At 69.2% G+C, this 21974-nt stretch carries 22 protein-coding genes and 3 tRNA genes; 10 read left to right on the top strand and 15 right to left on the bottom strand.

The window, feature by feature from the left end; genetic code table 11:
- Positions 1-135 precede the first annotated feature (135 nt).
- From AC3B5L_RS08295 to AC3B5L_RS08280, 4 genes are all read right to left on the bottom strand, one after another.
- Complete coding sequence (locus AC3B5L_RS08295; protein WP_490096392.1) at positions 136-1899, bottom strand: DUF5979 domain-containing protein; 1764 nt, start codon at positions 1897-1899, stop codon at positions 136-138.
- A 306-nt stretch (positions 1900-2205) separates the two neighbouring features.
- Positions 2206-2718 (bottom strand): DoxX family membrane protein, encoded by a 513-nt coding sequence (locus AC3B5L_RS08290; protein WP_292795194.1) that lies wholly within the window; start codon positions 2716-2718, stop codon positions 2206-2208.
- Positions 2719-2812: 94 nt separating this feature from the next.
- Positions 2813-2886: transfer RNA gene (locus AC3B5L_RS08285), tRNA-Ile, on the bottom strand.
- 28 nt (positions 2887-2914) lie between these two features.
- Positions 2915-3451: a gamma carbonic anhydrase family protein gene (locus AC3B5L_RS08280; protein WP_187664036.1), complete on the bottom strand. Its 537-nt coding sequence runs from the start codon at positions 3449-3451 to the stop codon at positions 2915-2917.
- Between the two features lie 129 nt (positions 3452-3580).
- Here AC3B5L_RS08280 and AC3B5L_RS08275 point away from each other — a divergent pair, with 129 nt between their 5' ends.
- Entirely contained in the window at positions 3581-4066 is a 486-nt protein-coding gene (locus AC3B5L_RS08275) for a Dps family protein (RefSeq protein ID WP_025103404.1), read from the top strand.
- 63 nt (positions 4067-4129) lie between these two features.
- Here AC3B5L_RS08275 and AC3B5L_RS08270 read toward each other — a convergent pair whose 3' ends face one another.
- Genes AC3B5L_RS08270 through AC3B5L_RS08250 form a run of 5 tightly spaced genes read right to left on the bottom strand, consistent with a single transcriptional unit; the run spans position 4130 to position 9008 of the window.
- Positions 4130-5626 (bottom strand): amidohydrolase, encoded by a 1497-nt coding sequence (locus AC3B5L_RS08270; protein WP_490096391.1) that lies wholly within the window; start codon positions 5624-5626, stop codon positions 4130-4132.
- Positions 5623-6264, bottom strand: a complete 642-nt coding sequence (locus AC3B5L_RS08265) for an FMN-binding negative transcriptional regulator (protein WP_280566285.1) — start codon at positions 6262-6264, stop codon at positions 5623-5625. Before AC3B5L_RS08265 ends, AC3B5L_RS08270 begins: the two co-directional genes overlap by 4 nt.
- 42 nt (positions 6265-6306) lie before the next feature.
- On the bottom strand, positions 6307-7305 hold the full coding sequence (locus tag AC3B5L_RS08260) for an Fpg/Nei family DNA glycosylase (protein WP_025103401.1): 999 nt from the start codon (positions 7303-7305) through the stop codon (positions 6307-6309).
- A 1-nt stretch (position 7306) separates the two neighbouring features.
- Positions 7307-7792 carry a ribose-5-phosphate isomerase gene (locus tag AC3B5L_RS08255; RefSeq protein ID WP_136052822.1) on the bottom strand — a complete coding sequence of 162 codons (486 nt, stop codon included), beginning with the start codon at positions 7790-7792 and terminating at the stop codon, positions 7307-7309.
- Positions 7793-7823: 31 nt separating this feature from the next.
- The gene (locus AC3B5L_RS08250) at positions 7824-9008 is read right to left on the bottom strand and encodes a ferrochelatase (protein ID WP_268776343.1); all 1185 of its coding nucleotides are present in this window, start codon (positions 9006-9008) and stop codon (positions 7824-7826) included.
- 169 nt (positions 9009-9177) lie between these two features.
- Here AC3B5L_RS08250 and pepN point away from each other — a divergent pair, with 169 nt between their 5' ends.
- The 4 genes from pepN to AC3B5L_RS08230 all read left to right on the top strand — a co-directional run bounded on the left by pepN (position 9178) and on the right by AC3B5L_RS08230 (position 14994).
- On the top strand, positions 9178-11730 hold the full coding sequence (gene pepN / locus AC3B5L_RS08245) for an aminopeptidase N (protein ID WP_280566290.1): 2553 nt from the start codon (positions 9178-9180) through the stop codon (positions 11728-11730).
- An 80-nt stretch (positions 11731-11810) separates the two neighbouring features.
- Positions 11811-12887 carry a mechanosensitive ion channel family protein gene (locus AC3B5L_RS08240; protein ID WP_187664030.1) on the top strand — a complete coding sequence of 359 codons (1077 nt, stop codon included), beginning with the start codon at positions 11811-11813 and terminating at the stop codon, positions 12885-12887.
- Entirely contained in the window at positions 12884-13333 is a 450-nt protein-coding gene (locus AC3B5L_RS08235; RefSeq protein ID WP_187664029.1) for a globin, read from the top strand. Before AC3B5L_RS08240 ends, AC3B5L_RS08235 begins: the two co-directional genes overlap by 4 nt.
- On the top strand, positions 13330-14994 hold the full coding sequence (locus AC3B5L_RS08230; RefSeq protein ID WP_490096390.1) for an FAD-binding dehydrogenase: 1665 nt from the start codon (positions 13330-13332) through the stop codon (positions 14992-14994). Before AC3B5L_RS08235 ends, AC3B5L_RS08230 begins: the two co-directional genes overlap by 4 nt.
- 35 nt (positions 14995-15029) lie before the next feature.
- Here the strand turns inward: AC3B5L_RS08230 and AC3B5L_RS08225 are convergent, their stop codons facing one another.
- A complete protein-coding gene (locus tag AC3B5L_RS08225) occupies positions 15030-15695 on the bottom strand; it encodes a DUF8185 domain-containing protein (RefSeq protein ID WP_259951560.1) in 666 nt (221 codons plus the stop codon).
- 50 nt (positions 15696-15745) lie between these two features.
- Here AC3B5L_RS08225 and AC3B5L_RS08220 point away from each other — a divergent pair, with 50 nt between their 5' ends.
- A complete protein-coding gene (locus tag AC3B5L_RS08220; protein WP_490096389.1) occupies positions 15746-16633 on the top strand; it encodes an acyl-CoA thioesterase in 888 nt (295 codons plus the stop codon).
- A gap of 8 nt (positions 16634-16641) precedes the next feature.
- Here AC3B5L_RS08220 and AC3B5L_RS08215 read toward each other — a convergent pair whose 3' ends face one another.
- The 4 genes from AC3B5L_RS08215 to AC3B5L_RS08200 all read right to left on the bottom strand — a co-directional run bounded on the left by AC3B5L_RS08215 (position 16642) and on the right by AC3B5L_RS08200 (position 19848).
- A complete protein-coding gene (locus tag AC3B5L_RS08215; protein WP_268776348.1) occupies positions 16642-17130 on the bottom strand; it encodes an acyl-CoA thioesterase in 489 nt (162 codons plus the stop codon).
- Between the two features lie 7 nt (positions 17131-17137).
- Positions 17138-18817, bottom strand: a complete 1680-nt coding sequence (ettA, locus tag AC3B5L_RS08210; protein WP_025103391.1) for an energy-dependent translational throttle protein EttA — start codon at positions 18815-18817, stop codon at positions 17138-17140.
- An 80-nt stretch (positions 18818-18897) separates the two neighbouring features.
- Positions 18898-19383, bottom strand: coding sequence for a DUF6993 domain-containing protein (locus tag AC3B5L_RS08205; RefSeq protein WP_490096388.1), 486 nt, complete (start codon positions 19381-19383; stop codon positions 18898-18900).
- 9 nt (positions 19384-19392) lie between these two features.
- Complete coding sequence (locus AC3B5L_RS08200) at positions 19393-19848, bottom strand: single-stranded DNA-binding protein (RefSeq protein WP_490096387.1); 456 nt, start codon at positions 19846-19848, stop codon at positions 19393-19395.
- 206 nt (positions 19849-20054) lie between these two features.
- Here AC3B5L_RS08200 and AC3B5L_RS08195 point away from each other — a divergent pair, with 206 nt between their 5' ends.
- Positions 20055-20330, top strand: a complete 276-nt coding sequence (locus AC3B5L_RS08195) for a hypothetical protein (protein WP_187664023.1) — start codon at positions 20055-20057, stop codon at positions 20328-20330.
- Between the two features lie 27 nt (positions 20331-20357).
- Here the strand turns inward: AC3B5L_RS08195 and AC3B5L_RS08190 are convergent.
- Positions 20358-20433, bottom strand: a tRNA-Arg gene (locus AC3B5L_RS08190).
- A gap of 61 nt (positions 20434-20494) precedes the next feature.
- On the opposite strand from AC3B5L_RS08190, the gene orn reads away from it, so the two are divergent.
- The 3 genes from orn (at position 20495) to AC3B5L_RS08175 (ending at position 21950) form a co-directional block, all read left to right on the top strand.
- Positions 20495-21121, top strand: a complete 627-nt coding sequence (orn, locus tag AC3B5L_RS08185) for an oligoribonuclease (protein WP_187664022.1) — start codon at positions 20495-20497, stop codon at positions 21119-21121.
- Positions 21122-21157: 36 nt separating this feature from the next.
- A tRNA-His gene (locus tag AC3B5L_RS08180) sits at positions 21158-21233 on the top strand.
- 87 nt (positions 21234-21320) lie between these two features.
- Positions 21321-21950: a LysE family transporter gene (locus AC3B5L_RS08175; RefSeq protein WP_187664021.1), complete on the top strand. Its 630-nt coding sequence runs from the start codon at positions 21321-21323 to the stop codon at positions 21948-21950.
- Positions 21951-21974: the final 24 nt, after the last annotated feature.

Below are 21974 nucleotides of genomic sequence, written 5' to 3'. Positions count from 1 at the left end.
TCTCCGACGCGCTGCGGCGTCGGCGTGGTCGTCGAGGGAAACTCCTCGACGACCACTAGACGCCGAATGGCACGATCGATCACGCGACGACGAAGAAGTCGTCGCGCGATCGATCTGCCCGGCCTCTCCTAGTCCTCAATCACCGGCGCGACCCGCCACCCGACGGCGGACGCCGAGCGCTGTCAGTCCCGCAAGCAGCAGCAGCGCTCCCAGGGCGAACGGGCCGGCGGGTCCCTCGGATCCGGTCAAGGCGAGCTCACCACCCGGAGGGGGCGGCGGAGTGACGGCGGTCCCATTGGTGAGGACCACCCCGAGCGTCGCGTCTTCGGAGATCGTGAGCGTCGCGCCGTCGTCGCCGACGTCGACTCCTGCGCCGGTGAAGTGCGGGCTCTTCCACGTGACGCCCTCCACGGCGATCGGCGCCTTCTCGCGGAGCGTGACGACCGTTCCCGCCGGCAGATCCGCGAGTCCCTCGCTCTCGCCGGCACGGAGCGCGAGTTCACCGGTGACGGAATGCCCCGCGAGCTCGTACGAGTACTCCACGGTGAAGGTCTGGTGCGCAGGAACGAGGGAGGCCCCGGCCCCCGTGACCTTCTTGGTCACCGTGAACCCCCCGACCGGCGGCGGCGTGACCGTCGTCGGGTTGGTGAGCGTCACCGCGACTGTCGTGCCCCGTGCGATGGTGACGGTCGCGCCGCCATCGGTGATCGCCACATCGGTGCCGGAGAAGACCGGCGCCTGCCAGGTCACGCCGTCGACGTCCGCAGGCGTGACCTCAGACAGGGTGACGACCGTGCCCACCGGCAGATCCTTCAGACCATCGGTCTGTCCGGATCGCAAGGCGAGCTCGCCCTCCACCGTCTGTCCTGCGCGCTGATACGAGTAGGCCACCCGGAACTCGCGATCGTCGGGCACCAGAGCCGCCCCCGGACCGCTGAGCGTCTTGGTCACCGTGAACCCCCCGACCGGAATCACCCCCTCGCCGTCTCCCCCACCCTGCGAGTAGATGACCGGCGTGCTCTCGGCGACCCACCGGGAGCCGGTCACGGTGTTGTGGAATGCATCACCGGGACGGACGTCGGCGGGCAGTGCGGTCTTGTACCGGAGCACGTAGATCGCGTCGGCGACGATCGGCGCGTCCACCGTCACAGTGAACGACTCGGAGCTGACCTCCGTGACGGTGAAGTCGCTGCCCGACTGCAGCCCGGTCGACACGGTGTACTTGCCTCCCGCCCAGTCCTTCGCGAGCACGTACGCCACGGTGACGGAGGCGGGATCGAGCACGAGGCCGGCCGTGAACGTGTCGGTGAGCGTCGGGGCCTCCCCGGCCAGTGCCGACGACGGGATGTTCACGCCCCACGCGATGTTCCGACCGTCGAGCGTCACGTCGCCCCACTTGGTCGGGGTCGTCGGCGCAGGGAACTCCGGGACCGGCCCGATCCCGCCGGGAACGTCGACCGGGACGACGGTTCCGCCGCCCGTCGTGAACGGGATCTCCGTCAGTGTGGTCTCCTCGTCCGCCCTGGCGCGGAAGTGCAGGGTGCCGCTGACGTCGGTGTGGCTGTCCACGTAGTCCGTGAGCGTGCACACGAGCTCACCGGTCGACACCTCGCACGTTCCGACGGTCTGGCCATCCGGCGCCGTCAGGGCGAAGGAATCCCGCACCCCGGTCAGGCTCGGGCTCGTCGGGAAGGCGAGGCGGAACGTGTCTCCCGCGGTCGCCGTGTCCGGCACTGCCCAGGTCGCTTCGAACGCGATCCGGTCCCAGACCTTGATCTGGTCGGTGGGTTCGGTGATGGTCAACGAGGTGATCCCCGCGACCTCCGCAGCGCGGGCCGTGGCCGGCGTCGCGATGACGGCCGCCAGGGCCGCCAGACAGATCGCGAGCAGAGCACCCACGAACGTCCTCAGGCGCGTTCCCCGCGCGCCCGATCTGATTGCATGCTGAATGACTGGCACTTTCGACTCCCCAGATGATCGATGAACTCGCGCGGATGGCTTCTTCCGCACGAGTGATGTCCCCAGGAAGGGATGCAGAACGGCGCGTTCTGTTACGCGGTTCGGTCGAACGGGTTTCTCGCGCCACGTGCAATATGCCGTGATCCTGCGGAAAACGGCGTCATGAAACGGTCACCTCGTCATCTCTCCTGTGACGGATCGCTTCCCCTTCCGACGCGTCCGTCCGTCTGTAGAGGCATTCGCCGTCTACCTGGTGCCGGGAGCATCGTTGTCTCTCCCCGCTCCCGGCACCTCCTTTCGCAGCGCATCGATGCTCCACCGGTAGCGCTTCAGCCCACCGAGCAGGATCGCGGCGGCCGTGAAGACGAAGACCGGGTATCGGAACGGCGCAAGCGGCCCGAGGAAGACGAGCATCGTCACGCCGAACGTCACCGTGAGCAGCGCGGCGACTCCCGCCGCGAGCCGGGTCCACAGCCCGACGGCCAGCAGCAGAGCGAGGACGGTCTCCAGAGCCGTCGCCAGCACGGCCGCCGTGTCCACCACCAGGTCGACGGGGACAGGGACAAGCTGCGCCGTGTACGCACGGAAGATCGTCCACGATCCCCACGACACGCCATCAGCCCCCGGGCCGCCGAGGAGCCCGAAGCGGTCGGCGACGGCGAGGGCGAAACTCGCCGCGATCGCGAGACGCAACGCGATCTGCCCCACGTCCTCGATCCGACGACGGGTCTCCGCGTTCGGCACACTCGTGGTCGTCATGGCTCCTGCTCCGATCCGGAGGCTGACGGGCGTCGAGACCTCCAGAGGAGAGACGGGAGAACGCGGCGACGATTACGACGGACGAGACGGGTAGTAGGGCGGGTCGGACTTGAACCGACGATCGTTGGGTTATGAGCCCACTGCCTTAACCAGCTTGGCCACCGCCCCGTACCGCCCAGCCTAGCGGGGCAGGGCCTTACGCTTCCGTTGCGCGGACGTGCGTCGCCGCGTGCTCCAGGTAGATCGCCGCGTTCGCCACCAGAGAGGCACGCTCGTCGTCCGACAGCGCCCTGCGCACCTTCGCGGGAACACCGGCGACCAGGGAACCCGGCGGCACCTCGGTCCCGCCGAGCACCACGGCTCCGCCGGCGATCAGGCAGCCCTCTCCGATCACGGCACCGCTGAGGACGACGGCCCCCATGCCGATGAGAGAGCCGTCACCGATCGTGCAGCCGTGCACCACCGCGTTATGGCCTATGGACACCTGGGAGCCGACGACGACGGGATGCCCGGCGTCGACGTGGATCGACACGTTGTCCTGGACGTTGCTGCCCGGACCGATGATGATGGGCGCCGAGTCACCGCGGAGCACGGCGTTGTACCAGACGCTCGCACCGGGTCCGAGGGAGACCGCGCCCACGATGCGGGCGCCGTCCGCGACGAAGGCCGTGTCGTCGAGCTCGGGGATGCGATCCGGGAGGGCGAGGATGGAAGCTCCGGCAGCGATGCTCATGAGGCGAGACTACCCTCACTCCCCCGGAATCACGCGGAAGTGAGTGGAGCCTCAGCTTGCTTGCGGAATGTCTGAGGCTGAGTAGCGTTGTACTCGTCAGTCAGAGAACTTCATTCGGAGGAGCACAAGATGAGCAAGGCCCAGACCGTTTCCACCACCGCCATCGACCCGACTGTCGCCGCCGGTGCGGCGCAGTTCCTCTCCCCCGTCGTCCTCGGTCTCCAGGCGCTGACCGTCAACGGCAAGCAGGCGCACTGGCACGTCCGCGGCGCCAACTTCGTCGGCGTGCACGAGCTGCTCGACACGATCGTCGCCCACGCCGGTGACTTCGCCGACACCGCCGCCGAGCGCATCGTCGCTCTGGGCCTCCCGATCGACGCGCGTGTGAACGCCGTCGCCGAGAAGGCCGGCGCCACCGGCGTTCCGGCCGGCTTCGCGCAGTCGGACGAGCTGATCCGCGCCGTGATCGCCGACATCGACGCGATCCTCGTCGATGTGAAGGCAGCTGTGGAAGGCCTCGACGAGGTCGACCTCACGAGCCAGGATGTGGCGATCGAGATCCAGCGCGGCCTCGAGAAGGACCGCTGGTTCCTCGTGTCGCACATCGCGGCCTGACACCACGTTCACGACGAAGGGCGGCTCCGATACGGGGCCGCCCTTCGTCGTGTGCGCGCCGCCTCAGGCGACGTGCGTGAGGCGGCCGCCGAGCAGCGTCGTGGTGACGGGCATCGTCCGGAGCCCCGCCGCGTCAGCGATGCGAGGATCCGTCCCGAGGATCACGATGTCTGCGCTCTGACCGGGACGGAGAGATGTGCGGACACTCGCTTCGAGCGCCTGCTCCAGCGTCAGCCGCTCCTCCGGATGCCAGGCAGCACGGTCGTCGTCAGTCCGCCAGACGGCCGCGGAGATCGCGTGCCAGGGGTCGAGCGGGGCGACCGGCGCATCGGACCCGAAGCGCACCTCCGCGCCTGCCGCCCGCAGCGAAGCGAGCGGATAGCCGATGGCCGTCTGACCGGCCCAGTGGTGCTCGACCAGGTCGCGGTCGTCCACCGCATGCTGGGGTTGGACGCTCGCGCGCACCCCGAGCCGGGCGAATCGAGCCAGATCCGCGTGCCGCACCAGTTGCGCATGCTCCATCGATCCCGTGGCCCCGGAGGCCCCGAAGGCGTCGAGGGCCGCCGTCACGGCGCGATCGCCGATCGCGTGCACGGCGACCTCGATCCCGGCTCCCGCCGCAGTGGTCAGCAGCGACGTGAGCTCGTCCGGAGGCACCGTCAGCACCCCGTAGTTCGCGGGGTCGCCGGGGTAGGAATGTGAGCAGGCCGCGGTACGGGTGCCGAGCGAGCCGTCGCTGATGACCTTCAACGACCCGACCCGCACGAGGGATCCGACCAGCCCGGTCGAATCCGACACCACGAGGCGCTCCCCCGTCCGGAGGCCCGCGGTGATCGCCCGATCGAGATCCGCCCGATAGAACGCGAACTCGACACGGTGCGCGGCGAAGCCCGCGAGGATCCGTCGCGGCCAGGCATCGGCGTTCCACGCCATGTCGAAGTCGACCAGACCGGTCACGCCACGCGCTGAGGCCGCCGCCCCCGCACGGATGACCGCCTCATCGCTGTGGGCAGGGTCGACGGCATTCAGGCGTCGGGAGATCTCGAACGCGTCCTCCTCGCGGAGCAGACCGTCGTCCCCGCGGAAGCCCTCGCGCGCCAAGGCCGCCGAGTTCAGCCAGACGCTGTGCACGTCCGCGTTGATCAGGTAGGTCGGCACGACGCCGGTTTCGGCATCGAGCGCGGACACGGATGGCCGGTCAGGCCACAGCGCGTCCCGGAACCCCGTGCCGATCCGTCTTCCATCGGGGAGGACCGGAGCGTCGCGCATCAGTCTCGCGGCCGCTGCGGCCGAGTCCGCCTCGTCCAAGGGCACGCGCTCCGCCGCCAGAGCCCACTGCACGGTGTGCACGTGGTTGTCCCACAGCCCGGGGACCGCCCAGGCACCGTCCGCTTCGATGACCTCTCCACGGGCGGGCAGCGCTCCGGTCGGTGCGATGTCGACGATGTGCCCGTCGGCGAGGTGGAGGTCGACCGGCTCATCGTCCAGCAGGAACTCCCGCCCCGGACCCACGGGGCGGACGGCACGGACCGTTCCGACCTCGACTCCGAGGGCGCTCACGCGCCGCCACCCGTCCGTGCGTCCTGTGCACGACGCATCTCCGCGGCGAGGGCGGCGTTCTCGTACGGCCCTTCGGCGTGCAGCGCCGCGATCACCGCCTCGATGGTCTCCGCGGGCTTGTTCTGGCTCAGCTTCCGCTTGGCGACGACCTTCGTCGGGGTGAGGCGGAAGCCGACCGTTCCGGATTCGAGTCTCTCGATGAAGGCCGCGTCGTTCGGACGCTCCCACATCAGGCGCGGGTCGGGCAGGCGCGACTCGAACCGCGCGACGAGGGCATCGAGCACACGGAGATTCTCCGCGGTGCTGAGGATCTCGGGAACGCCCGACAGGTGCACCGCGGTGTAGTTCCAGGTGGGGACGGCGGGGACGTCGCCGTACCAGCCCGGCGAGACGTACCCGTGCGGCCCTTGGAAGGCGAGCAGGATCTCCCGGTCCCCCAGACCGTGGATGGCGTCGTCCGGGCGGCCCACGTGCCCCACGACCGTCAGATCATCGCGGTCGTCGTCGAGGAGGACGGCATAGTGCGAGGCGACCAGACCATCCTCAGGCGCACTCACCACCGTCGCCCACGGGTTGGCGTCGATGACGCGGCGGATCTCGGCCACATCGGCGAGCGTGAAGCTCGGATTCTGTCGCATGGATCCCAGCCTAGAGCGGCGGAAGCCCCGGGGATCCCGCCCTCAGGCCTGACAGCGCGGGCACCAGTACAGCTTGCGGGCGCCGATCTCCTCCAGGGCGATCTCGGTCCCGCACACCCGGCACGGTAGGCCGGCGCGGTGGTAGACCCAGTGGCGGTCGTCGCGGCTGGCCATCGCGGCGCGGTACTGCTCAGGAGACAGTCCGTCCATGGTCATCATCTGACCGGTCTCCACACCGATGGCCAGCAGCCGCACCCAGTCGTGCCAGAGCGCCCTGACGACGTCCTCCGGGACGTCGCGGCCCGGCGTGTGCGGGTTCAGCCGCTGCCGGTAGAGCATCTCGGCGCGGTACACGTTGCCGATGCCGCTGACGACCGCCTGGTCCATCAGCAGCAGCGCGATCGGGGTGGGCTTCTTCCGCACGGCGCGGACGAACCGCTCCTCGTTCTCCGCCGGATCGCCGACGAGCGGATCGGGGCCGAGCTTGGCCACGGTCGCCAGCATCTCCTCCGGCGTCTGCAGCACGCACGCGGTGGGACCGCGCAGGTCGGCCACGGTGATGTCGGTCATGAGACGGAGACGCACCTGACCCACCACGGGCGGAGGCCATTCGTCGACCTCGTCGGTCAGCCCCTTGGTCTGCTCGGACATCCGCACGTGGACCCTGGCGCGCCGCGGAGCCCCGATCGAGGCGAGGGAGTTCTCCCCCGCGTCGTCGAGGATCGCCTCGTCGAGTGTGGTGCCGCGCTGATTGGTCTGCCCCATCCGTCCGTTGGCCGACGCGATGGTGGGATCGACGAGGATCTCCCCCGCGAAGTCCCACGCGCCGTAGAGGCCGAGGTGCACACGCAGCCAGAGGTCGCCCTCCGCCTCGAGGAACATCTGCTTGCCGACGGCCTGCACGCTCACGGCCTGGCGCCCGTCGAGCACGGCGGCGCCCTCGGCGAAACGTCCCTGCGGGCTGGAGGCGCTCATCGTCTTGCCGACGAAGTTGCGATCGAACTGCCGCGCGATGCGGTGGACGGAATGTCCCTCGGGCATGTCAGGCCCGGGGGTCCGGGAGGAGCGAGCCGTCGCGCTCGAAGTCGGCGATCTGTCCGATGCGCCGGACGTGCCGCTCGTCGCCGGAGAACGGCGTGGCGATGAACCTGTCGATGAACGCCGTGACCTCGTCGTAGGTGTGCTGACGCGCGCCGATGGAGATGACGTTCGCGTCGTTGTGCTCCCGCGCGAGCTCGGCCGTGGAGAGGTTCCAGACGAGCGCCGCGCGGACCCCGGCGACCTTGTTCGCGGCGATCTGCTCGCCGTTGCCCGAGCCGCCGAAGACGATACCGAGCGCCGGCACCCCTGTCGCCTGATCGACGACGACGGCCTGCGCCGCCCGGATGCAGAAGGCCGGGTAGTCGTCGAGCGCGTCGTACTCCACCGGACCGTGGTCGATCACCTCGTGCCCCGCGGCGCGGAGATGCTCCTGCAGCCGCGTCGAGAACTCGAGTCCGGCGTGATCGGTGGCGATGTGGATGCGCATGGTCTCCATCCTAGGATCCGGTGTCCGGGACTCAGGGGGCGATGCCGGCCGCCGCGGGCTTGAACCCCGCGCGCACGTTCTCGCAGCACCCGGGACGGCAGACGTCGAACGCGCCGGGCAGATCGGTGACGTGCGGACGCTCCGCGTTCGGGCGACCCTGCAGGCGCTCCTCGATGAGATCGACGATGCCCTCCACGAACGCCTCGCGGACGCCGGGCGTCGGCGTGCGGACGAAGGCGAGGCCCGCCTCCTCCGCGGCCTCGGCGGCCTCGGTGTCGAGATCCCAGAGGACCTCCATGTGGTCGCTCATGAAGCCGACGGGGACCACGATGACCGCCTTACGACCGCGCACCGGGAGCTCCGCGATCACGTCGCAGACATCGGGCTCCAGCCAGGGCTGCGACGCGGGGCCCGAACGGGACTGGTAGACGAGCTCCCAGGGCACATCGGCGGCTCCCGGGATGGCCGCCCGCACCTGCTCCATCGTCCACTCCGACACGGCGAGGTGCTGCGCGGCATAAGCCCCACCCTCGCCCCAGTCGATATCGCGGGCGCCGGAGCGCTCGGCGTCGGCCGTCGGGATGCTGTGCGTGGAGAAGAGGACCTGGATCTCGGTCGGCGCGAAGCCCTGGTCGAGATAGCCCTGCACCGACTCCCGCACGCCCGCCTCGAAGGCCTCGACGAAGCCGGGGTGGTCGTAGAAGGGACGGATCTTGTCGATGGTGACCGTCTCGCCGAGGCCGGTGTCCGTCAGTACGCGAGCGAAGTCCTCGCGGTACTGGCGGCAGCTGGAGAACGAGCTGTACGCGCTCGTGGCGAAGGCGAGGAGGGTGGTGTGACCGTTCGCGGACGCCTCGGGCAGCACGTCCTCCAGGTACGGACCCCAGTTGCGGTTGCCCCAGTACACGGGGAGGTCGATCCCCCGGGCCACGAGCGCCTTCTCCAGCGCGTCCTTGAGCACACGGTTCTGGCCGTTGATCGGGCTCACCCCGCCGAAGTGACGGTAGTGGTGCGCGACCTCCTCCAGACGCTCATCCGGGATGCCCCGACCGCGCGTCACGTTCCGGAGGAAGGGGATCACGTCCTCCTGACCCTCCGGGCCGCCGAAGCTCGCCAAGAGGATGGCGTCGTAGGCGACGGGCGTGGTCACATAGGGGTCGCCGCCGGCAGCGGCGGGCGAGGCAAAGGGAACGACATTCGGCTCGATCGCGGTCACCCCTCCATCTTCCCACCTCCGCGGACGACGAGCGTCCGCACGACCGTGACTATCCCCGGTCCGTGCGGATCGACGGCGCGCGCGTCGCTCTGGCGTAGGCTGTCATGGTTGCCGTCGGCGCCAACTGCGCCGACCCCGGTTACATCCCCTCACCCCTGGGAGTACAGCTTTGCCTGGAGAGAACCTCACCCGAACCGAAGCGCAGGAGCGCCGCGACGTCGTCGACACGCACTCCTATGAGGTCGCCCTCGATCTGACCAAGGGCGCCGAGGTCTTCGGCTCCCGGAGCGTCGTGCGCTTCTCCGCGTCCCCCGACAGCTTCACCTTCATCGACCTCATCGCCCGTGACGTGCGCGAGATCTCGCTCAACGGAGAGCAGCTCGACCCGCGCGAGGTCTTCGCAGACTCCCGGATCGCGCTCGCCGGTCTGCAGGAGGAGAACGTCCTCGTCGTCGACGCCGACTGCCTCTACACGAACACCGGCGAGGGCCTGCACCGCTTCGTCGACCCGGTGGACGGCGAGGTGTACCTCTACTCGCAGTTCGAGGTGCCCGACTCCCGTCGCGTGTTCGCCGTCTTCGAGCAGCCCGACCTCAAGGCCACCTTCCAGTTCACGGTGACCGCTCCCGCGGAGTGGAAGGTCGTCTCCAACTCCCCCACGCCCGAGCCGATCGTCCACGACGACGGCGTCTCGGCCACCTGGGGCTTCGAGCCCACGCCCCGGATCTCTTCCTACATCACGGCTCTCGTCGCAGGACCGTACGAGGCCACCTTCTCGGAGCTCACCAGCGCGTCCGGCCGGGTGATCCCGCTCGGCGTCTACGGCCGCAAGAGCCTCTGGCAGCACCTCGACGCCGACTACATCTTCGACAAGACCCGAGAGGGCTTCGCCTACTTCGAGTCGAAGTTCGGCGTGCCGTACCCGTTCGCCAAGTACGACCAGCTCTTCGTGCCGGAGTTCAACGCCGGCGCCATGGAGAACGCGGGCGCCGTGACGTTCACCGAGACGTACGTCTTCCGCAGCAAGGTCACGGACGCCGTCAAGGAGCGTCGCGTCGTCACGATCCTGCACGAGCTCGCGCACATGTGGTTCGGCGACCTCGTCACCATGAAGTGGTGGAACGACCTCTGGCTGAACGAGTCGTTCGCCGAGTGGGCCTCGACCATCGCGACCGCCGAGGCGACCGAGTGGACCGAAGCCTGGACCACGTTCAACGCCATGGAGAAGACCTGGGCCTACCGCCAGGACCAGCTCCCCTCGACCCACCCGATCGTCGCCGAGATCAACGACCTCGAGGACGTGCAGGTGAACTTCGATGGGATCACCTACGCCAAGGGCGGCTCCGTCCTGAAGCAGCTCGCCGCGTGGGTCGGCATCGAGGCGTTCTTCGCCGGTGTCTCGCAGTACTTCCAGAAGCACTCCTGGGGTAACACCGAGCTCAGCGACCTGCTGTCCGAGCTGGAGGCCACGAGCGGTCGCGACCTCGGCACCTGGTCCAAGAAGTGGCTGGAGACGGCCGGCGTCAACACTCTCGAGCCGGTCGTGGCCGAGGACGACAACGGGAAGATCTCGCGCTTCGCCATCACTCAGACGGCTCCGGCCGACTACCCGACCATCCGTCCGCACCGTCTCGGCATCGGCTTCTACTCGCTGCAGGACGGCGCGCTCACGCGCACCCACCACATCGAGGTGGACGTGGACGGTGACCGCACCGAGGTGCCCGAGCTCCAGGGCCTGGCTCGCCCCGATCTCATCCTCCTCAACGACGACGACCTCGCGTACGCGAAGATCCGTCTCGACGAGAAGTCGCTCGCGACCGCGATCGCCCACCTCGCCGACATCCACGACCCCCTCGCCCGCTCGCTCGTGTGGGGTGCGGCCTGGGACCAGACCCGCGACGCGGAGACGCCCGCATCCGACTACATCGACCTCGTCCTCGGCAACATCGGTCGGGAGACCGAGTCCACCACGGTCCGGACCACGCTCGCGCAGCTGCGGACGGCCGCGACGCTCTACGTCGCTCCGGCGGAGCGCGAAACCGCACGGCTGAAGGTGGCCGACGGTCTCTGGGCGCTCGCCGAGTCGGCGGAGGCCGGCAGCGACAGCCAGCTCCAGTTCGTCACCGCCTTCGCGAACAACCTGGTGACGCCGGAGCACGCCGGCATCGTCGGCCGTCTGCGCTCGGGCGAGGAGACGCTCCCCGGACTCGACGTGGACGCCGACCTGAGCTGGCAGCTCCTCGTCGGCCTTGCGACGATCGGTGCGACCGACGCCGGTGCCATCGACGCCGCGCTGGCCGCCGACAACACGGCCAAGGGCGCGGAGTTCGCCGCGCAGGCGCGCGCGGCTCTTCCGGACGCCGCAGCGAAGCAGCAGGCCTGGGACGCGCTGATCGCGCGCGACGACGCCCCGAACACGATCGTCCGCTCCGCAGCCCTCGGTTTCGTCCACCCGGCGGGTGCCGAGGTGCTCGGTGCCTTCGTGTCGCAGTACTTCGACATGCTCCTGCCGGTGTGGGAGTCGCGGACCTACCAGATCGCCCAGTACCTGGTCGTCGGGCTGTTCCCCACCGCGCTCGCGGACGTCGCCCTGCGCGACGCGACGCGCGGATGGCTCTCCGCGCATCAGGACGCGCCGCCCGCGCTGCGCCGTCTCGTTCTGGAGAACCTCGCGGACGTGGAGCGCGCTCTCGCCGCGCAGTCCCGCGACGCCGAGGACTGACCCTCCGCCACCGACACGACACGGGCCTCTGCCGCCGCTCTTCCAGCCGGCGCAGAGGCCCGCTCGGTACCATCGAGACGATGCTGATTTCCGCCGAGACGACCCCCGCGCCGACGCCCGCCGAACTCCCGCCGTGGGTGCAGGACATGCTCGCCGTGCTGACCACGGTCGGCGGCAAGCTCCTCCAGATCGCGATGATCATCGGCGCCTGCGTCCTCATCGCGCTCGTGCTGCGCCGGGTGATCACCCGCGTCGTGCACCGCATCGTGGACACCGCCAAGAACAAGGCCGCCGTCGACGACACGCAGGCGCTGGAACGCTCCCCGCTCGCGGACATGCGCCTCGTGCAGCGCACCCGAACGCTCGGCACCATCCTGCAGAACATCGTGAACGTGATGCTTGTCATCATCGCGATCATCCTCATCGTCAACGCGATCGACAACGCTCTCCTCGGATCGCTCACCCTCCTCACGGCAGCGGTCGGCGCCGGCCTGGGTTTCGGCGCCCAGAACATCGTCAAGGACGTGCTGAACGGGATCTTCCTCGTCGCCGAGGACCAGATCGGCATCGGAGACGTCGTCGACCTCGGGCTGGCGAGCGGCGTCGTCGAATACGTCAGCGTGCGCGTGACCCAGGTACGGGACGTGAACGGGACGCTCTGGTACGTCCGCAACGGCGAGGTCACCCGCATCGGGAACATGTCGCAGGGCTGGGCGCGGGCGATCGTCGACATCGGTGTCGCCCCGGATTCCGACCTCGAGCAGGTCGAGCAGATCCTTCTGGAGACCGCGCAGGGACTGGCGAAGGACCCGAAGTGGCGCACGCGCATCGTGGAGAAGCCGGAGCTGTGGGGCCTCGAGTCCATCGACGGGGATGCGCTCGTCGTCCGGGCCGTCATCAAGACCAGGGCGAACGCGCGGGACGACGTGGCACAGGAGCTCCGACGCCGCCTCCGGGCCGCTCTGCTGGAGAAGGAGATCGACGTGCCGCGTCTCGCGGACGTCGTGCCCACCGGACTGGAGGGCGCGCGCCGCGTCCGGGGCGCCAACCCGCCGAAGACGCGCCCCAACGCCGTCACCGGGGTGCCCGTCATCCCCGACCGCGGCATCTGGCGACGCAAGAAGAACACCGGCGGCGACGGGAGTGCAGACAAGTGACGTTCTACGACGAGGTCGGCGGCCGCGAGACGTTCGCGAAGATCGTCTCGGTGTTCTATCGCGAGGTCGCCCTCGATCCCGTGCTCAAGCCGATGTACCCGGAGGAAGACCTCGGTCCCGCGGAGGAGCGGCTGCTGCTGTTCCTCGAGCAGTACTGGGGCGGCCCGACCACCTACGGCGAGACCCGAGGGCACCCCCGCCTGCGGATGCGCCATATGCCGTTCCGGGTCGATCCCGACGCCCGGGATCGTTGGCTTCGTCATATGCGCACCGCCGTGGACGAGGCGCAGTTGTCCCCGTTGCACGAAACCACTCTCTGGGACTACCTGGAGCGCGCCGCCTATGCCATGGTGAACACATTCGAGCCGTCCGGTATCGGTACGGCACCTCAGGGCCGCACGACCCTGGAGACCCGATCCCGTCAGGAATCAACGGAGAACCCATGACGACGACACCCCCGACCGCAGACGTCCTGGTGATCGGTTGGGGGTTGGCGGGGCTCGTGGCCGCCGCGGAAGCCCTCGAGGCCGGACGTCGCGTCGTCATCGTCGACCAGGAGCCCCGCACGAATCTCGGCGGGCAGGCGTGGTGGTCGTTCGGCGGCCTGTTCCTCGTGGACTCCCCCGAGCAGCGCCGCCTCGGCATCAGCGACTCGCTCGAGCTCGCGACCCAGGACTGGTTCGGTACCGCCGGATTCGACCGACCCGAGGACGAGTGGCCTCGGCGCTGGGCCGAGGCTTACCTGCAGTTCGCAGCCGGCGAGAAGCGGTCGTGGCTCCGCTCCCGCGGCGTCGGCTTCTTCCCGGTGGTCGGCTGGGCCGAGCGCGGCGGCTATGGTGCCCTCGGACCGGGGAACTCGGTCCCTCGCTTCCACATCACCTGGGGCACCGGGCCGGGGATCGTCGCCCCGTTCGCGGCCGCCGTCGAGCAGGGAGAGCGCGAGGGACGGCTCACCGTCCTCGCCCGACACCGCGTCGAGGAGCTCATCCTCACCGACGGACGCGTGACCGGCGCGCGCGGGAGCGTGCTGGCGTCGGATGGTGCCGCACGCGGCATCCCCTCCTCGCGGGAGGTCATCGGCGCCTTCGAGATCGACGCGACGGCGACGATCGTGGCCTCGGGGGGCATCGGCGGAAACCATGACCTCGTCCGCGCGGCCTGGCCCCCGCGCCTCGGCACTCCCCCGGCGTACATGCTCTCCGGCGTGCCCGCCTATGTCGACGGCTCGATGCAGGCCGTGAGCGCCACCGCCGGCGCCCGCCTCATCAACGGCGACCGGATGTGGCACTACGTGGAGGGCATCACGAACTGGAACCCGGTGTGGCCGCAGCACGGCATCCGCATCCTGCCAGGGCCGTCGTCGCTGTGGCTCGACGCGACCGGACACCGGCTCCCCGTTCCGCTCTTCCCCGGCTTCGACACCCTCGGCACGCTCGAGCACCTGCGGCGGACGGGCCACGACCACTCCTGGTTCGTGACCTCGCGGCAGATCGTGGAGAAGGAGTTCGCGCTGTCCGGCAGCGAGCAGAACCCCGACCTCACCGGCAAGGATGTGGCGCTGCTGCTCAAGTCCCGCCTCGCGAAGGGGCCGACGGGACCGGTGCAGTCATTCCTCGACGAGGGCGAGGACTTCATCGTCGAGAACGACCTGGAGTCGCTGCTGGAGCAGATGGCGGCTCATCCCGGCGGCGAGCTCCTGGACATCGATGCCGTGCGCCGGGAAGTGGTCGCTCGCGATCGCGAGATGGCGAACGACTTCAGCAAGGATGCGCAGATCGGCATGCTGCGCTCGATGCGGGCCTATCGCGGGGACAAGCTCATCCGCACCGCGGCGCCGCACCGGCTGCAGGATCCCTCCGCAGGACCGCTGATCGCGGTCAAGCTGCACGTGCTGACCAGGAAGTCCCTCGGCGGGATCAACACCGATCTCGACGGTCGTGCCCTGGACGTAGGCGGCGCACCGATTCCTGGCCTCTTCGCCGCCGGTGAGGCCAGCGGCTTCGGCGGCGGGGGCGCGCACGGCTACCGCGCCCTGGAGGGGACATTCCTCGGCGGGTGCCTGTTCTCCGGCCGTCAGGCGGGACGCGCGGCGGCTGCGCTCGGCTGAACCGGCACTGTTCCCTGGTCCTGCCTGCGGTCACGTCAGGCTGTGGAGCCGGTGGCCCGCACCCCCGTCAGTCCGGTGGCGACGGGGCCCCGTGCGAGGACGTGGCCGCGGCGGAACGCGAGCCTCGTCCAGCGGCCGGACCGCGTGACGGTCACGTCCTCTTCACCGGAGATGAAGCCCAGCGCGTCCGCGGCGAACGCCACGCCCCGCGGCAATCCGCCGAGGTCGTCGTCCGGCTCGCCCCAGATGGCCGCGCGAAGCGCGCGCACGGCCTCCTCACCCGACCCCGGCCCCGCACCGTGGGCGACCGCGGAGATGCCCCACTGTGCGCGCTGCGCGATGATGGAGGCGGGCAGGACGGACTCCGCGAGCCAGCCCTGCCGCGGGGGCGCGACGCCGGCCCATGCGGGCGAGAGGGCGGTCTCGGGCAGCCCGAGGCGCTGCGGGTCGTCCGTCGGGCTCAGGGCGTCGATCACGAGGTCGCACTCGAGCTCCGGATCGGCACGGACGATGCGCATGGCGAGGATCGTCGGCGTCTGGTCGAAGAGCCCCTGAGGTGCGAGGACCGCCGTCGTGAGCGCCAGGACGCCGTGATGGGCCTGCAGGCGAACCCCTTCGTCGGACACCCGGGCCGCGCGGCCCGTGAACGTGAGGACATCCTTCGCCGTGTCCGGATCGGCGAGCAGGAGCTGAGGGGTCACGCGTTCTAAACTACCAACGAGCGGCGACCCGGGGCCGCGGAGGGGAACACATGAGCGCCGACGAGCACGCCATCCAGACCGTGGAGCGTCTTCTCGACGTCCTCGACCTCGACGCCACCCAGGCGCGGACCACCGAGGACATCTTCACGGGCTCGTCGCACCCGATGCCGAGCGGCCGCATCTACGGCGGACAGGTGCTCGCGCAGACCCTCGTGGCCGCCGAGCGCACGCTGCCGGAGGACCGCGCCGTCCACTCGATGCACGGCTACTTCCTCCGTCCCGGCGATGCGAGCCAGGGGATCACCATCGCCGTCGACCGGATCCACGACGGACGTTCATTCTCCACTCGCCGCACCCAGGCGTACCAGAACGGCGTGCCGATCTTCTCGATGATCGCCTCGTTCCAGGATGCCGACCCCGGGGTAGAGCACGCGGAGCCCATGCCCGCCGGTGTGCCCGTCCCGGAAGACCTCGCCCCCGATGAGGACCGTGTGCACGGACTCGCCGGAGGTGCGCGACGCATGCTGAGCGAGCGTGCGGCGGACATCCGGCACGTCGACTCCCCCCTCTACCTTCCGAACGATGACGAACGGGTCCCCCGGCAGGCGGTGTGGATGCGACTGCGCGCCCCGCTCCCCGACGACCAGCGGCTGCACCGGGCAGCCCTGGCCTACCTCAGCGACATGACGATCCAGGAGTCGATTCTGCGCGCTCACGGGGTCTCCTGGTCACTTCCCGGCCTGAAGGTCGCGAGCCTGGACCACGCGATGTGGTGGCACCGTCCGGCGCGCGTGGACGAGTGGCTCCTCTATGTGCAGGAGTCACCGAGCGCCCGCGGCGGTCGCGGCCTGGCCACGGGGCGCGTGTACACCCGAGAGGGCACGCTCGTGGCGAGCGTCGCTCAGGAGATCATGATCCGGGTTCCCGAGGATCGCTGACGCTGCGCTCAGCGGTGTGCGTACTCGATGGAGGGACCGACGTACGGCTCCCACGCCTCGCGCATCTCCGCCGTCAGGCGTGTCGGCCGTCCCGTGCCCGCGTCGACGAGCACGATGATCGCGGTGGATCGCGCGTAGAGCTCACGCGGCTCGGCGGCGGGGTCGTTGTGCACCTCGTAGCAGACCTCGACGCTGGACCCGCCGAGCTTCCCGAACCACATCTGCACCTCGAGCGGGCGCCGCTGGTACGGAACGGGAGCGAGGTACTCGATCTCCTGCCGCGCGATGAGCGTCAGGATCCCCTCCTCGATCCCGGAGTCGAGGACGGCGGTGGACGGCGCCTCCTCGCCGGGTCCCGCACGCCAGAACGCGCGCACGCGCGCCTCCTCGAGCAGCTTGAGCATCGAGGTGTTGTTGACGTGGTTGAACGCATCCAGATCGCCCCAGCGGAGCTGGATCGGGATGTGCAGGCGGGAACCCGGCGAGTCGGTGCTCATGACCGGCTCAGTCGCGCGTGAGCTTGCGGTGGGTCGAGCGGTGGGGCTTGGCCGCGTCCGGCCCGAGGCGCTCGATCTTGTTCTGCTCGTAAGCCTCGAAGTTGCCCTCGAACCAGTACCACTGGTCGGGCTTCTCGTCTGTGCCCTCGTAGGCGAGGATGTGCGTCGCGATCCGGTCGAGGAACCACCGGTCGTGGGTGATGACCACGGCGCAGCCGGGGAACTCGAGCAGCGCGTTCTCCAGGGAGCTCAGGGTCTCGACATCGAGGTCGTTGGTCGGCTCGTCGAGGAGGAGCAGGTTGCCGCCCTCCTTGAGGGTGAGCGCGAGGTTCAGACGGTTGCGCTCTCCACCGGAGAGCACGCCGGCCTTCTTCTGCTGGTCCGGACCCTTGAACCCGAACTTGGACACGTAGGCACGGGACGGGATCTCGGTCTTGCCGACCGTGATGAAGTCCAGACCGTCGGACACGACCTCCCACAGGGTCTTGTTCGGGTCGATCGACGAACGCGACTGGTCGACGTAGCTGATCTTGACGGTCTCGCCGATCTTCAGGTCTCCGCCGTCCAGCGGTTCGAGACCGACGATGGTCTTGAACAGGGTCGTCTTTCCGACGCCGTTCGGACCGATGACGCCGACGATGCCGTTCGGCGGGAGGCTGAAGCTCAGGCCGTCGATGAGCGAGCGCCCGTCGAAGCCCTTCTTGAGGTTCTTCGCCTCGATGACGACGTTGCCGAGTCGAGGACCGGCAGGGATCTGGATCTCCTCGAAGTCCAGCTTCCTCGTCCGCTCCGCCTCGGCCGCCATCTCCTCGTACCGGGCCAAACGGGCCTTCGACTTGGTCTGGCGGCCCTTCGCGCTGGAGCGGACCCAGTCGAGCTCGTCCTTGAGGCGCTTCGCGAGCTTGGCGTCCTTCTTGCCCTGGATGTCGAGGCGCTCGGCCTTCTTCTCCAGGTACGTCGAGTAGTTGCCCTCGTAGCCGATGAGGCGGCCGCGGTCGACCTCAGCGATCCACTCGGCCACGTGGTCGAGGAAGTACCGGTCGTGGGTGATCGCGATCACGGCGCCCTTGTACGACTGGAGGTGCTGCTCGAGCCAGAGCACGCTCTCCGCGTCGAGGTGGTTGGTGGGCTCGTCGAGGAGCAGCAGGTCGGGCTTCTGCAGCAGCAGCTTGGCCAGCGCCACACGGCGCTTCTCGCCACCGGAGAGCGGAGCGATGGCCGCGTCGCCGGGCGGGGTGCGCAGGGCGTCCATCGCCTGCTCGAGCTGGGAATCGAGGTCCCAGCCGTCCGCCGCGTCGATCTCCTCCTGCAGCGTGCCCATCTCCGCGAGCAGCGCGTCGAAGTCGGCGTCCGGGTCGGCCATCAGCGCGGAGATCTCGTTGAACCGGTCGACCTTGGCCTTGATGGCGATGCCGTCCTGGATGTTCTCCAGGACCGTCTTCGACTCGTCGAGCTCGGGCTCCTGCATGAGGATGCCTACGGAGTAGCCCGGCGAGAGCTTGGCCTCACCGTTGGAGGGCGTGTCGAGCCCCGCCATGATCTTGAGGATCGTCGACTTTCCGGCGCCGTTGGGGCCGACCATGCCGATCTTCGCGCCCGGCAGGAACGCCATCGTGACGTCGTCCAGGATGAGCTTCTCACCCACCGCCTTGCGGGCACGAACCATGGAGTAGATGTACTCAGCCACCGAAAACCGCTCCTTCTGTTGGCGTCGAAGATCGACACTCCAGCCTACCGGCCGTGAGCGGGCTTATCTGTGTACGCGGGTCACCAGTCGATCGGCCGCGTCACGCCCACCAGACAGCGCGCGCCGGCGAGCTGTGGCATGACGGTGGTCACGACGGCGCCGGTGGAGGGCCCGACCTGTCCGATCAGGCACTCCTCCTCGCCCCAGCGGACCGAGAACTGGATGCTCTCCGCCGGGTTCCCGACCGTGGACTGGTCCGGCGTGAGCTGCATGGCGTCCCGATCGAATCCCGCCGCGACGAGACCGTCGACGTATGCCCGCCCCTCCGCACGCTGCTCCGTGCCCCACACCTGTTCGGCCACTGCGGTGAACACGGGAAGGTTGTCTGCGGCGCTCCCGCCCGGCACCAGAGCAGGCGCGGCCGGCGGTGTCGGCGTGGCACTGGCCGTCCCGGTCGGGGTCGGCGTCACCTCCGGCTCCGGGGCGCATCCGGCGAGGACGGCTGCCGAGAGACCGGCGACGAGCACGAGCGCCACAGCGCGGGAGTTCAGGACCGATCGGAGCACGAGCAGAGTCTAGGCCGCCTCGCCCTCCGCCGGCTGTTCCCACGCGTCGCGCCCTTCCTCATCGGTCGTCGGGACGTCCCCGCTCTCCTCCGCATCCGTGGGAGACGGACGGGTGCTCGGTCGGTACGCGGTGGTCCCCCACCGCAGATCGTGTCCGATCGTGTCGGCGTCGATGTCGACGCTCGTCCCCTGCTTGCCATTGCTCTCCCACGGTCGTACGCGCAGTCGTCCCGAGACGATGACGCTGTCGCCGACCCTGAGCGATGCGCGCGCATGCTCCGCGAGCTGGCGGAAGGCGGCGATCGAGAACCAGTTGGTCCCCGCGTCCACCCACGAGCCGCTCGCTGCATCGAAGCGCCGGTGCGTGCTCGCCAGCCGGAAGTTCGTGACGGGCACCCCCGCACTCGTCCGCCCCGGGGTGGGCTCCGTCGCGACTCTCCCCACGATGGTCACGGTGTCGATCATGCGTTCGTCCTCTCGCTGCCGGCTCAGTGGCCGGATGCCCTCCAGCGTGCACCTCGCGGAGCACGTTGCAGGGGCACGATCGCGCGATCTGTGGACGGGCTAAGGCAACCGTCATCCGTGCAGAAGAAGCCAGGCCACGGCCGGATATCGAGGCGCGGGCCAATGTCGGTGGTCGGTCGTATGTTCGAACCATGGAAGGAGAGACCATGACCGCCACCACCACCGCTTCGATCCCTGCTCCCGGAATCCCCCTCGTAGCCCCGCCGCTCGCGTCCCGGCGAGAGCACCTCGTCCGTGCCGCCGATCACCTGTGGCGCGTACAGGACAGCCGCGAGCACGTCCTCGGCCACCTGCGCGTGGTGGCCGATCCTCTCGGCCTCCGTTACCGGGCGGAGCGGCTCCATCTGGCGACGGGCGGCTTCCGGCTGATCGGCGAGTTCTGGCGCGCGGACGACGCCGTCGACGCGCTGCGACACTGCTGACCTCCGGTCGACGTGACCGGCGATCACTGGCGCCCCCGGCAGGATTCGAACCTGCGACCAAGAGATTAGAAGGCTCCTGCTCTATCCCCTGAGCTACGGAGGCGGACATCTCTACCGTACCGCGCTCCCCCGGCGGATGTCGGGGCCGTCGATAGGATGGCGACATGGTGACTGCTTCCGAGAACGACCGCCTCGTCTGGATCGACTGCGAGATGACGGGACTCGATCTCGCCATCGATGAACTGGTCGAGATCGCGGTGGTGGTCACCGACTTCGAGCTGCGTCCGCTCGACCCCGGCTTCCAGGTCGTCATCCGTCCGAGCGCGGACGCCCTCGCGCACATGAACGACTTCGTCACCGCGATGCACGAGACCTCCGGGCTCATCGAGGAGATCCCGCAGGGGATCAGCCTCGAGGAGGCGGAGGAACAGACGCTGGCCTACATCCGCCGCTTCGTCCCGCTGGAGCGCCGCGCGCCTCTCGCCGGCAACACGATCGGCACCGACCGGATGTTCCTCGCGAAGTACATGCCACAGGTCGACCAGTGGCTGCACTACCGGAACGTCGACGTCTCCAGCATCAAGGAGCTTTCCCGCCGCTGGTACCCGCGGGTGTTCTTCCAGGCACCTGCCAAGGACGGCGGGCACCGCGCGCTGGCGGACATCCTCGAGTCGATCCGCGAGCTGCGTTACTACCGCGAAGCCGTCTTCGTCGACGAACCGGGACCTTCCAGCGATGATGCGAAGGAGATCGCCGCCCGCACGGTGTCGGAGTTCACCTCGAACATGTAATAGACTCGTGGGGTTGCCTGTTTCGGCGGGCGCATGGTGGGTATAGCTCAGCTGGTAGAGCGCCTGGTTGTGGTCCAGGAGGTCGCGGGTTCAAGCCCCGTTACTCACCCCAGCTCGAAGAGGCTCGGACCGTTCGGTCCGAGCCTCTTCGCCTTTCGGCCGGTCCGGCCCCGTGGTCGCGCGGCCCTAGACTGTCCTGGTGTCACTGGCGGTCTGGTTCTCCCTTCTCACCGCATCCGTGGTGATCAGCTTCACGCCGGGAGCCGGCGCGATCAACACGATGTCCAACTCCCTCACCCAGGGCTGGAAGCGCTCGATCTGGGGCATCATCGGCCAACAGATCGCGCTCATCGTCCATGTGGTGATCGTCGCCGCTGGAGTCGGGCTCCTCGTCTCACGCTCGGATCTCCTGTTCAACGTCATCCGGTACGCCGGCGCCGCCTACCTCGTCTACCTCGGGATCCGGTTGATCCTGACCCGGCCCGCGCCGGCACTCGACGACGCGCCGGATCCTGTGGACGCCCGGGAGAGCCACTGGTCGATGATGCGCCGCGGGTTCTGGGTGAACCTGCTGAACCCGAAGGCGATCGTGTTCTTCCTCGCGTTCATCCCGCAGTTCATCCGACTGGACCAGCCACCGCTCCCCCAGTACCTGGCACTCGTCGCGACGGTCGTGGTCGTCGATGTCCTGGTGATGTGGGGGTTCTTCGCCACAGCGGCGCGTCCCTTCCGGCGTCTCACGCGCTCCCCGCAGGGACAGCGGATCCTCAACACGGTGTTCGGAACCCTCTTCATCGGCGTGGCAGCCCTCCTCGTCCTTCTGCACTGAGCACCCGGCCGTCGCCGTAGGCTG

It is taken from the genome of Microbacterium sp. C-MGS6 (genome assembly GCF_058140415.1).
This window is presented reverse-complemented; position numbering and strand designations above follow the sequence as displayed.

Bases quoted from the DNA above. Each gene is read 5' to 3' on its own strand.
- AC3B5L_RS08220 (WP_490096389.1), top strand. From the start codon at position 15,746: ATGAGCGCCGACGAGCACGCCATCCAGACCGTGGAGCGTCTTCTCGAC.
- AC3B5L_RS08230 (WP_490096390.1), top strand. From the start codon at position 13,330: ATGACGACGACACCCCCGACCGCAGACGTCCTGGTGATCGGTTGGGGG.
- AC3B5L_RS08255 (WP_136052822.1), bottom strand. From the start codon at position 7,792: ATGCGCATCCACATCGCCACCGATCACGCCGGACTCGAGTTCTCGACG.
- AC3B5L_RS08265 (WP_280566285.1), bottom strand. From the start codon at position 6,264: ATGCGACAGAATCCGAGCTTCACGCTCGCCGATGTGGCCGAGATCCGC.
- orn (WP_187664022.1), top strand. From the start codon at position 20,495: ATGGTGACTGCTTCCGAGAACGACCGCCTCGTCTGGATCGACTGCGAG.
- AC3B5L_RS08275 (WP_025103404.1), top strand. From the start codon at position 3,581: ATGAGCAAGGCCCAGACCGTTTCCACCACCGCCATCGACCCGACTGTC.
- AC3B5L_RS08290 (WP_292795194.1), bottom strand. From the start codon at position 2,718: ATGACGACCACGAGTGTGCCGAACGCGGAGACCCGTCGTCGGATCGAG.
- AC3B5L_RS08240 (WP_187664030.1), top strand. From the start codon at position 11,811: ATGCTGATTTCCGCCGAGACGACCCCCGCGCCGACGCCCGCCGAACTC.
- AC3B5L_RS08215 (WP_268776348.1), bottom strand. From the start codon at position 17,130: ATGAGCACCGACTCGCCGGGTTCCCGCCTGCACATCCCGATCCAGCTC.
- AC3B5L_RS08200 (WP_490096387.1), bottom strand. From the start codon at position 19,848: ATGATCGACACCGTGACCATCGTGGGGAGAGTCGCGACGGAGCCCACC.
- AC3B5L_RS08260 (WP_025103401.1), bottom strand. From the start codon at position 7,305: ATGCCCGAGGGACATTCCGTCCACCGCATCGCGCGGCAGTTCGATCGC.
- AC3B5L_RS08280 (WP_187664036.1), bottom strand. From the start codon at position 3,451: ATGAGCATCGCTGCCGGAGCTTCCATCCTCGCCCTCCCGGATCGCATC.
- AC3B5L_RS08195 (WP_187664023.1), top strand. From the start codon at position 20,055: ATGACCGCCACCACCACCGCTTCGATCCCTGCTCCCGGAATCCCCCTC.